The following is a 9,845-nucleotide window of genomic DNA, read 5'->3' as shown; positions in this document are numbered from 1 at the left end:
TGACAAAATCGCCGCCCGCTGGTCGATGTTGAAAGAGCGCCTGCAAGAGATGTAATTGACGGACTACCGTGCCTCGTTCCCACGCTCCCGCGTGGGAATGCATACAGCGGTTATTACCATCCAGCTAACGGATGACTTCCGTAGGGGTTCCCACGGAGGACCGTGGGACCCAGAAATACACCACACCGAACAGATGCAGCGCAGCCCTTTAGGCTGCCGGTCGGATAAATCCGACCCTACAGGGTCTTGATCGATTCACAGACAGTCACAGACTCAATACGATGCCCATATACCTTGCCATACGTTCAAAGCTGTAAAAGGTTGTAAACACGATGTAAATGAAGCTTGCCAAAGGGGTAGGCAACACACTAGGTTTAGGGACAGAGCGCGTACCTCGAGTGCGCTGCATATAATAACAATAACTTCAGGTCGTACGGATCAACATCCGATGAATACAGACTCTAAAATACTTGTGGTCGATGACGAAGCACTGACCCGAGAGTGCCTCAGTAGCTATTTCAAGGAGGAAGGCTATACCGTTTTCACGGCGGACACCGCTGAACAGGCAGAAGCTATTCTCAGCAGCGAAGCGATTGATGTGGTGCTGCTGGATATTCGTTTGCCCGGAAAAGACGGCTTAACCCTCACCCGTGAACTGCGCGTGCATACCGAAGTCGGGATCATTCTGGTGACCGGCCGCCTGGATGAAGTGGATCGCCTGATCGGTCTCGAATGTGGCGCTGATGATTACGTCACTAAACCGTTTAATCCCCGTGAGATTCTGGCCCGCACCAAAAATCTGGTACGCCGCGTGCGCCATTGCAGCCACGCCAAACCCACCGACTCCCTACCCCATACCTTTAAATCGTTCGAACGCTGGAAACTGAATCTGGACCGCCGCCAATTGATCGACGAGCAGCAGCAACCCATTCAGCTGACCGAAGGTGAATTCCAGCTGCTGAATACGCTGATGATCCATGCAGGGCGCGTTATGACCCGCGAAGAGATTCTGGAACAGATTCGCAACCGGGAATGGGTACCCAGTGATCGCACGGTGGATGTGTTGATCGGGCGTTTGCGCCGAAAACTGGGCGATGATCCCGCCAACCCTAAAACCATCCTCACCGTACACGGGGCCGGATACCTGTTTACCCCCAAACCCGTGGATATGGCATGAGAGGCGTTCGGCTGGCAGTCATCACGCTGCTGGCTTCCGTTTTACTGCTGGCTCCAACCACTCACGCCCGATCTCTCACCGCCTGCGGCCATCCGTTCTATCCGCCGGTATCCTGGGCGCAGGGCGATCAGCTGATTGGACTGGCACCCGCAGTAACCCGTCAACTGTTCGCCGAGCTGGGCTACCACGTGCAGCTTAGCGCCAACTACAACTGGAAACGTTGCTTGCTGGAAGTACAGCTGGGTAACGTTGATATTGTGGTCGCGGCCTATCGCATTCCGAGCCGCGAGCAGTATCTATGGTTCAGTCAGGAACCGGTTATTGCTGATCCGGTCGCGCTTTTTGTAAATCGACAGACGCCGATCAGTTTCAGCGGTCTGGGCGACCTGCGGGATAAAACCGCGGGCTTACTGCTCGGGGATAGCTTTGGCGAACAGTTCGACCGCTTTCTGCTGGAAAACACCCGCATCGAACATGTGTCGCGCAACCGGCAGAATTTTGAAAAGCTTGCCCGCCAGCGCATCGATTTTATGCCGGTGGGATTGTTAAGCGGTCGATTGCAGAGCCGGAAAATGGGCTTTCATGAACAGGTGATGCCACTGGATTACCGCGTCAGCATCGAGTTTTATTATCTGGCCGTGGGTCATCACAGCGACCTGAAAAAACACCTGCCCTTTATTAACGAACGTCTGCAAGAGATGCATCGGGACGGCACCATCAAACGGCTCACCGATCGCTACAGCCTTAAATATCTCGATGCCCCTGCGCATCTCAATCAAAGATGACTGACTGCGTATGAACGGACCTAAAGGATTGCTGCCCAAAATAGCCCGTTACTCCAGCGAACACCCACTGGGATATCGGGTGATGGTGTACGTATGCGCCTGCAGCTTTCTGTTTATCCTGCTCTCGACCGCCTTACAGCTCGCCCTCGATTACCGTCGGGAACATAAGGCCATTGATCAACAGATAGAGCTGATCCGCAGCAGTTACCTTGCCAGCCTTGCCAAAAGCCTCTGGGACCTGGATCAGGGCCAGATCGAATTGCAGCTCAAAGGGATTCAGAACCTGCCCGATGTCGCCTATCTGTCGCTGGATAGCAAAGACGTTAATATCGAAGGGCTGACCCTGCCCTCACCGGATCACCGCGTGCAGACCCACAGCTTTGAACTGGTGCATAGCACACAGCAAACACTGCGTACTCTTGGGCGCTTGGATGTCAGTTTTGACCTGCACGCCATCAACACCCGTATTCTCAAGCGTAGTTTTAGTGTTTTCTTAAATCAGACCCTGCTGGTGTTACTGATCGTACTGGTGATTCTGGTGATCTTTCAGCGCCAGATCACCCGACATCTGGAAGCGATGGCCAACTACAGCCGTGACATCGGGGCCGGTGAGCTAGAGCACAGTCTGCAACTCAGCCGCCAGGCACCAAAGAAACGCGACGAACTGGATCAGCTGGTGACCGCATTAAACGATATGCGTCAGTCGATTCGTCTCGACATCGCCCGCCGCGAACAGGAAGAACAACGCCTGCGCTATAACCGTGACCAGCTACAGGAGATGGTTGAGCGGCGGACGTTGAGCCTGCAAACGGCGAAAGAAGCCGCCGAGGAAGCCAGCAACGCCAAGTCCCGCTTCCTCTCCACCATGAGCCATGAGATCCGCACCCCAATGAACGGGATGCTGGGGATGATCCAGCTATTGGAAAGCAGCGAGCTGGACGGCAAGCAGCGCGAATATATCCGGGTGTTGCACGATTCCACCAATGCCCTGCTGGAAACGTTTAACAACGTGCTGGAATATGGGCGTTTGGTGGAAGGCGCATACAGCGTCAGCCCCACCCGCTTTTCCCTGCATAACTTACTGCACAATCTCACGACCTTGCTGTCACCCGAGGCTGATCGCAAGAAACTAAATCTGACATTAGATTATGCCGATGATGTGGCCGATCTATGTCTGGCCGAAGAGAGCAGCCTTCGCCAGATCCTGACCAATCTACTCGCCAACGCGATTAAATTTACCGATCGGGGCGCTGTCCAGTTACGCGTGCGCTGTATGGATCAGACCGCCACACGCCAGAAACTACGTTTTGAAATTTCCGACTCCGGTATTGGTATTGAACCGGAACTACAGGAGCACATTTTTGACCGTTTCACCCAAGCGGATGAGACCATCACCCGCCGCTTTGGGGGTACCGGTTTAGGACTGGCGATCTGTAAAGAGCTGGCCGAACACCAGAGCGGACAGATCGGACTCAACAGCCAACCCGGTAAAGGCAGTACTTTCTGGCTTGAAATTGAGCTGTCACTGGCTGACTCAGAACCCGCCACCTCACAGCCCGTCACAGATGTAATGGGATCTATTACACCGCAACGTATCCTGCTGGTGGAGGATGTGGAGATCAATCAACAGGTCGTACTTGGATTGCTGGAAGAACATCAACACAAGGTGACGATTGCCGGAGACGGTATTCTCGCGCTGGAGTTGGGCCAACAGCAACGTTTCGATCTGATCCTGATGGATATGCACCTACCGGGACTCAGTGGTCTGGAGGTCAGTCGTCGTCTGACCAATGATCCTGACTGTATCAATCAAGACACCCGGATCATTGCTCTGACTGCCAGTGTCCGGCCTGAAGATATCCATAACTATCTGGAGGCCGGAATCAGCAGCGTCATCGCCAAACCGGTACAAAAAGAGCAGCTCTTCGCCGCAATTATGGGACTCTCCCCGCTACCCACCCCTTTACCCCAAACCGGCAACGAGACACCCGACGATATGAATAATGTTCCGCTGTTAGATCAGAGCATTGTGGGTGTCCATCTACAGATGCTGGGCGCGGACAAGCTCGCAACGCTGATGAAAGGATTCTGCAACGTATTTGATGAACTCTGGCCCAGCCTACAGAACAGTATCGCGGCGGGTGATGCCTACGATTGCGGACAGCTGGCCCATAAACTCGCAGGCGCCTGCGATACGATTGGATTTTCCCGTGCCAGTCACGTCCTGCGTAAGTTAGAAGACCTGGCTGATCAGGGCACTCTGCCTGAAGACGCGCTGCTGGAAGAGTTGAGTCAAACGATGGACCGTTCACTGGCATTAGCCCGCGACTGGAAGGCCTGACCGATTATCCGCGGTTAACGCGGCCATAGATCGCTGCTGGCTGCCCCAGCGTATACGCCCAGAACTGATCACCGTAGGAGAAGTGCCACCACTCCTGCGGATAATTCACAAAGCCCACCTGCTGCATGACATCCAATAAGCGCTGCCGGTGATGCTTGGCGTACTCAGACAGGCCCGCACAACCAGTTTCACACAACGCTAACGACACCCGGCTCCAATCTGCAATCTCCATACCGAAATCCAGCACCGCACCGCGCGCATCCACCAGCTCTACATCCACCGCCGCACCAGTTGAATGCGGAGGTGTATTATCTGTGCCATCTGGCCGCGTCGGTGCAGAAACTAACTGTGTGGCCTCCACATATGCCTGTTGCTCGCTCAGATCCGGTTGATCCTGCTTCACCTGAGCCAGGTGATTTGTAAACAACATCTGTTGCACCGCCGCGCTGCGGTAGCCTTCATACAACCGCAGATAGATTCCATCCGGCAACCGTTCCTGTACCTGAATAAGTCGATCCCTCACGCCCTGCCGCACCCAACAATAGTCAGGCTCCGTCTCAGGACATTCCGGCGGCGGCCCAACTCTCAGATCGGAACACTGGGTAAGGTCCACCAGCGGTTCATGACACTCATCAACCGGTATGGCTTGTATCTCTGGTGATGATGGTGTTAATCCACTCATTGAAATCTTTTCCTGCTGTATAAAACGAAAAAAACCCTGCGGAGCCCAATCCGCAGGGTTTGCATGCGAAGTCGCAGTTTACACCACGTCTTCGCTGTTTTATCTGCCAACCGATCAACCCAAGAACAGCTCCGGCAGAAACAGGGACACTTCAGGCACATACGTTGTGACAATCAGTGTCGGAATCCATGCAAACAGAATCATGATCAGGGTTGGCTTCAGCATCGCACTGACCCTCACCCCCGTCACCCTTGAGCCAAGATAGAGCAACGGTGCTGTCGGCGGCGTAATATTACCCATGCCCAGATTCACACCCACAATGGCAGCAAACTGAATCGGATCGACACCCAACTCCACCACAATCGGGAACAACAGGGGCGACGCCAGCAATACACCACTGACATCATCCATCAGCATACCGATCAGGATCATCACCACGTTGATCATGATAAGTACAACAATCGGGTTATCCGATACCGAAAAGATCAGGTCTTTAGCCAGATCAGGAATGTCTTCAAAAATCAGCAGACGGCTAACAATCATCACCATAAAGAACATCACCATCACCACACCGGTGGTGGTCGCCGACTGAACCAGCGCTTCTTTAAAGTTAGATACGTTCAGGCCTTTGTAGATAAAGAAACCCACCGGAATGGCGTACACCACGGCAATACCCGCCGCTTCAGTTGGTGTCATGATACCGCCGTAGATGCCGCCCAAAATCATAAAGGGCATCAGCAACGCAGGCATCGCATAACGGCTCTTTTTCACCACTTCGCCGGTAAAGTTATCGGACTTCGGCAGTACTTTGATGTCTTTGTATTTACGCAGCATCACGTAGTTCACAATACACAGCAAAGTAACCAGTATCAGACCCGGTACGATGGTCGCCAGAAAGCACTTCAGTACCGATTGGCGGGTAACCCATGCGTAGATAATCTGTATCGCGCTGGGTGGAATCAACAGGCCTAAAGGCGCTGCATTGGTAATCAGTGCCGCTGATAAACCTTCGGGATAGTTTGCCCGACGTAGCTGCGGCATCATAATACTGCCGATACAGGTCAGCGTTGCCGTTGCACTGCCGGCAATGGAGCCGAATATGGCACTGGCACCTACTGCAGAATAGGCAATACCACCTTTAAAGCGACCGACAAACAGCTCCGCCAGTTCTACCAGCGGTTGCGCAATTTTGCCGCGCTCCATGATTGTACCCGCCATAATAAACAGCGGGATCGCCAGCAACACCAGCACGTTCATGCGCCAATGACCGGACGTTAGGAAACCTGCCGGATCATGATCACCGGTCAGAGACATATAGATCAGCGCCAGACCAAAGGCGAAAGGTACCGGAATACCAATAACCAAAGCGACACAGATCACGAGAAGGGTCAGTAAAATCAACATCGGAAATACCCGTTAGATATGAGGCGGCGCTTCGTCCGACTCCCACTCTTCACTGGGTCCGTCTCGCAGACCACTGTAAAGATGCAGAGCGGTGTAAAAGGTCATCAGCACAAAGCCAAGGAAAATACCCAGCTTGGGAATAAAGAACGGTAGTTCCAAACCGGTCGTACGCTGCCAATCGGGATACGCACTGATCTCTTCATCCAGCATCAACCAGCCCCAATACGTCAGTACACAGCCGATTAATGTCTCAAGTAAGATCGTAAAATTAACTACGATCCATTTAGTGCGAACGCTATCGATGATAGATAAAAGAAAGTCAGCCTTCACATGGGTGTTTTCATAACTCCCCATGGCACCACCCAGAAAATAGACCCAGAAGGCGACCATTAAGACCCACTCTTCATAAGCAAAAAGATCAGCTTCAAACCAGTAACGTAAGATAACGACAAAGAAAAACACAAATGCCATGATCAAACTGGCCGCCGCCAAAAAATACTCTTTAAGGCGAAGCAGAACATTAACCAGACGATGAAGCGGATGCGGAATATTTAAATGCATACTGCAACACTCGTTTATTATTCTTAGAAGACGAGCAGATACTCTCTGAGATAATTCCTGAGTAATATTGCTCGTATAAAAAAGGCTCTGTGCCGGATACCGACACAGAGCAATGCAGGGCCGTTAGTTCAGATCAGCAGTGATCTGCTGCAACACTTCTTTACCCAGACGGTCTTCCAGCTTCGGCCAGGTTACGTTACGGATCTCTTGGGCGATGGCGCCACGTTCCGCATCGGAAATTGGCAGGATAGCCACACCAAACTCTTCCAGTTTTTTCAGGTTGGCTGCGTCGTTTTGACGGCTCCAGTCCACAAATTTCGCGGCAGCCTTGGCAAACACTTCAGACACGACTTTACGCTGCTCTTCGTTGAGCTTTTTCTCCCAGGTTTTCTTGCTCGCGTAGTAGGCGTAGTTTTCAACGAAAGCGTTGTACGGTACGTAGTTTTTGATCGCTTCTTTGAACGTGGTGTAGGTCGCTTCCGGTGTTGCGCCAATCATGCCGTCAACCACACCCTGCTGGATCGCCGGGAATGCATCACCCCAGTCGATGGTGGTGGTGTTATAACCCATATCCTGAGTCGCCAGCTTGGCAGACTGTGCGCTCCAAACGCGGATATTCTGGCCTTTAGCGCCGGTATCTTTGTAGTTTTTCGGTGTAGAAGATGACATCACGCCGATAAAACCTTCCGCCGTAACACCCAGCAGTTTCAGGCCAATCTTATCCATACGCTGGTCAAAGATGCTGTAGAAATTGGAGCCAGGGCTGAACACCTTCTCCATCTCGTCATAGTTGGATACCAGATACGGCAGAGAGTTGATCTCCAGAACCGGGTCCTTATGGCTGTAGACGAAGGAGTGAACGATATCGATACTGCCACGCACAGCTTCACCAAGCAGCTGTTCACCTGAACCCAGCTGACCGGCAGGATACAGTTTGATTTTCAGATCAACGCCTGCGCCTTCCAGCTCTTTTTTGATGTCACGCAGCACTTCGGATGCGTACTGATCAGGAGCATGCTGACTGGCGATACGCAGCACTGTTGCCGCTTCCGCAGTGGTGGTTGCGAGTGCACCGACCATCAGGCTGGATGCGAGAATAGATTTAAGGCAGAAACGGGTTTTCGTAGTTTTCATTATTTTCTCCGGATCTTTCGTACTGAAGGTTTTTATATTTATGTACAAAGCAGATGACTGCACTCGAACACCGTGCAACCCATCGACACTTATTTTTATACACCCATGAAAACCCTATTTACAGCCAGCCAAAAAACCGAAAATAGGTGATGAAATAATTTCACAACCCGGTTTGTAAACGGCTTATTACACACCCCCAAAGAAACCAGCCTCTCCAACCATATCTTAATTTTTAAAACTTACAAAACCTGCTCTATGTAAATATTAAAAAACCAAATAGCCTTGATATATTAATGACCATTTACATCTTAAAACATATTTTTACATATACAGAGTTATACCAGACACGCTTATTACTCAACGTCTAAACAATCTGCTATAACAGATAAAAATAATAATTATCCAAATTGCACAAAGGTGGGAGCCATGACCTGTATAAAAGATAAACGCCATTTCAGTTCATTGATGCGTGATACCAACAGCCCGTTTCTGGCAAACGACGAGACTCCGCTCAACACCACAACAGTAGGCTTTGTCTTACAGGAACACTTTTCGATGATGGCGTTTACCGCCGCAGTCGATGCGCTGATTACCGCCAACCTCGTGCGTACCACGCCCCTTTTCAGCTACCAGACTCTGGCGGTTGATAGCTCACCGGTCACCAGCGATTTGGGCATTGGTATTGCCGCACAAGATACGATTCGAGATTTCACCAACGGACGGCACGAGCTGCCCGATATTCTGGTGGTATGTGGCGGGTATCGTTGCTCAACCGAGCAACAACCTCATCTGAGTCAATTTCTGAAAGACGCCCAACGTCACAATGTAACGATTGGCAGCTTATGGAACGGCGCGATTGCGCTGGCCCACGCGGGATTATTGGACGATCAGGAATGTGCACTGCACCCCGATAACCACGCCTTTATGCAGGAGCACTTCCCCCGCGTCAGGGTTTCAGATCAAGTCATTGTGAGTGACCAGACACGTCTGACCAGTGCGGGACCGGCAAGTGCTCTGGAGATGATGCTCAGTATGATCGAGCAAACCCAGGGGAAAGAGGTGGTACGTGCGATTCGCGAGATTCTCAGCTGTGATCAGACTTCCGAAAACAGCAATACCAGCTTAAGCCGTATCGGTGATGATCCCTGTCTGCCGCAAAACTTGCGCGACATTATGGAGCTGATGGCCGCAAATATCGAAGAACCCATGAGCATGGAAGAACTGAGCACGATTATCGGCATCTCGCGTCGTCAGCTGGAAAGGTTATTCCAGAACCACTTAGACACCTCGCCCAGTCGATACTATCTGGAGCTACGCCTGACCCATGCCCGCCGCTTACTGATGCAGAGTAATGAACCTGTGACCAATATTGCACTGGCCTGCGGTTTCGTTACATCCAGCCACTTCAGCAATTGCTTCAAAGACTACTTTGGCCTGTCGCCGAGTCACGCACGGGATAAATTTAAGAATGCGTAATCTGAATATGACAACCACACTCAAGAAAACGAGATTTCTTTCAGAGATAACCCTGAATGAGCTTTTCAGCCATTATTTTTGCTTTCAAAGCGGCACCACGATCACCCTGAACATAAGCCAGGGTGATCGCGCCCTCTTTCAGTAGGCACAGGTCATCGGTCAGTCTGGAACTCTGAGAAGAATCAATGTCAAGTGCTTCAAACTGCCGATTCAATAGCATGGCTACATTGAGTTTATGACGGGCACATTGCTGGTGAATCGGATGATCGGGTGCACTGTATTCGC

At 51.5% G+C, this 9,845-nt stretch carries 8 protein-coding genes and 1 pseudogene; 4 read left to right on the top strand and 5 right to left on the bottom strand.

Annotated elements, in window-relative coordinates; all coding sequences use genetic code 11:
- The first annotated feature begins 448 nt into the window (after positions 1 to 448).
- The 3 genes from ABYW01_RS06935 to ABYW01_RS06925 are packed head-to-tail and all read left to right on the top strand — an operon-like array spanning position 449 to position 4,303.
- Positions 449 to 1,177 (top strand): response regulator, encoded by a 729-nt coding sequence (locus ABYW01_RS06935; RefSeq protein ID WP_372831759.1) that lies wholly within the window; start codon positions 449 to 451, stop codon positions 1,175 to 1,177.
- Positions 1,174 to 1,962 carry a substrate-binding periplasmic protein gene (locus ABYW01_RS06930; protein WP_372831758.1) on the top strand — a complete coding sequence of 263 codons (789 nt, stop codon included), beginning with the start codon at positions 1,174 to 1,176 and terminating at the stop codon, positions 1,960 to 1,962. Before ABYW01_RS06935 ends, ABYW01_RS06930 begins: the two co-directional genes overlap by 4 nt.
- Positions 1,963 to 1,972: 10 nt before the next feature.
- Positions 1,973 to 4,303: an ATP-binding protein gene (locus ABYW01_RS06925; RefSeq protein ID WP_372831757.1), complete on the top strand. Its 2,331-nt coding sequence runs from the start codon at positions 1,973 to 1,975 to the stop codon at positions 4,301 to 4,303.
- A gap of 4 nt (positions 4,304 to 4,307) precedes the next feature.
- On the opposite strand, the gene ABYW01_RS06920 is transcribed toward ABYW01_RS06925, so the two are convergent.
- The 4 genes from ABYW01_RS06920 to dctP all read right to left on the bottom strand — a co-directional run bounded on the left by ABYW01_RS06920 (position 4,308) and on the right by dctP (position 8,084).
- The gene (locus ABYW01_RS06920; RefSeq protein WP_372831756.1) at positions 4,308 to 4,985 is read right to left on the bottom strand and encodes a M15 family metallopeptidase; all 678 of its coding nucleotides are present in this window, start codon (positions 4,983 to 4,985) and stop codon (positions 4,308 to 4,310) included.
- A gap of 114 nt (positions 4,986 to 5,099) precedes the next feature.
- Positions 5,100 to 6,389 carry a TRAP transporter large permease gene (locus tag ABYW01_RS06915; protein WP_372831755.1) on the bottom strand — a complete coding sequence of 430 codons (1,290 nt, stop codon included), beginning with the start codon at positions 6,387 to 6,389 and terminating at the stop codon, positions 5,100 to 5,102.
- Between the two features lie 12 nt (positions 6,390 to 6,401).
- Positions 6,402 to 6,950, bottom strand: a complete 549-nt coding sequence (locus ABYW01_RS06910; protein ID WP_372831754.1) for a TRAP transporter small permease — start codon at positions 6,948 to 6,950, stop codon at positions 6,402 to 6,404.
- Positions 6,951 to 7,073: 123 nt separating this feature from the next.
- Positions 7,074 to 8,084, bottom strand: coding sequence for a TRAP transporter substrate-binding protein DctP (dctP, locus tag ABYW01_RS06905; protein ID WP_372831753.1), 1,011 nt, complete (start codon positions 8,082 to 8,084; stop codon positions 7,074 to 7,076).
- Between the two features lie 426 nt (positions 8,085 to 8,510).
- Between dctP and ABYW01_RS06900 the strand changes: the two genes are divergently transcribed.
- The gene (locus ABYW01_RS06900) at positions 8,511 to 9,560 is read left to right on the top strand and encodes a GlxA family transcriptional regulator (RefSeq protein ID WP_372831752.1); all 1,050 of its coding nucleotides are present in this window, start codon (positions 8,511 to 8,513) and stop codon (positions 9,558 to 9,560) included.
- Positions 9,561 to 9,600: 40 nt separating this feature from the next.
- Here the strand turns inward: ABYW01_RS06900 and ABYW01_RS06895 are convergent.
- Positions 9,601 to 9,845 (bottom strand): annotated as a pseudogene (locus ABYW01_RS06895) (TetR/AcrR family transcriptional regulator); the annotation flags it as partial.

This window comes from Pontibacterium sp., assembly GCF_041587635.1.
GTDB lineage: Bacteria > Pseudomonadota > Gammaproteobacteria > Pseudomonadales > Balneatricaceae > Pontibacterium.
This window is presented reverse-complemented; position numbering and strand designations above follow the sequence as displayed.

Coding starts and splice junctions, on each gene's coding strand:
- ABYW01_RS06935 (WP_372831759.1), top strand. CDS start 449: ATGAATACAGACTCTAAAATACTTGTGGTCGATGACGAAGCACTGACC.
- ABYW01_RS06930 (WP_372831758.1), top strand. CDS start 1,174: ATGAGAGGCGTTCGGCTGGCAGTCATCACGCTGCTGGCTTCCGTTTTA.
- ABYW01_RS06925 (WP_372831757.1), top strand. CDS start 1,973: ATGAACGGACCTAAAGGATTGCTGCCCAAAATAGCCCGTTACTCCAGC.
- ABYW01_RS06920 (WP_372831756.1), bottom strand. CDS start 4,985: ATGAGTGGATTAACACCATCATCACCAGAGATACAAGCCATACCGGTT.
- ABYW01_RS06915 (WP_372831755.1), bottom strand. CDS start 6,389: ATGTTGATTTTACTGACCCTTCTCGTGATCTGTGTCGCTTTGGTTATT.
- ABYW01_RS06910 (WP_372831754.1), bottom strand. CDS start 6,950: ATGCATTTAAATATTCCGCATCCGCTTCATCGTCTGGTTAATGTTCTG.
- dctP (WP_372831753.1), bottom strand. CDS start 8,084: ATGAAAACTACGAAAACCCGTTTCTGCCTTAAATCTATTCTCGCATCC.
- ABYW01_RS06900 (WP_372831752.1), top strand. CDS start 8,511: ATGACCTGTATAAAAGATAAACGCCATTTCAGTTCATTGATGCGTGAT.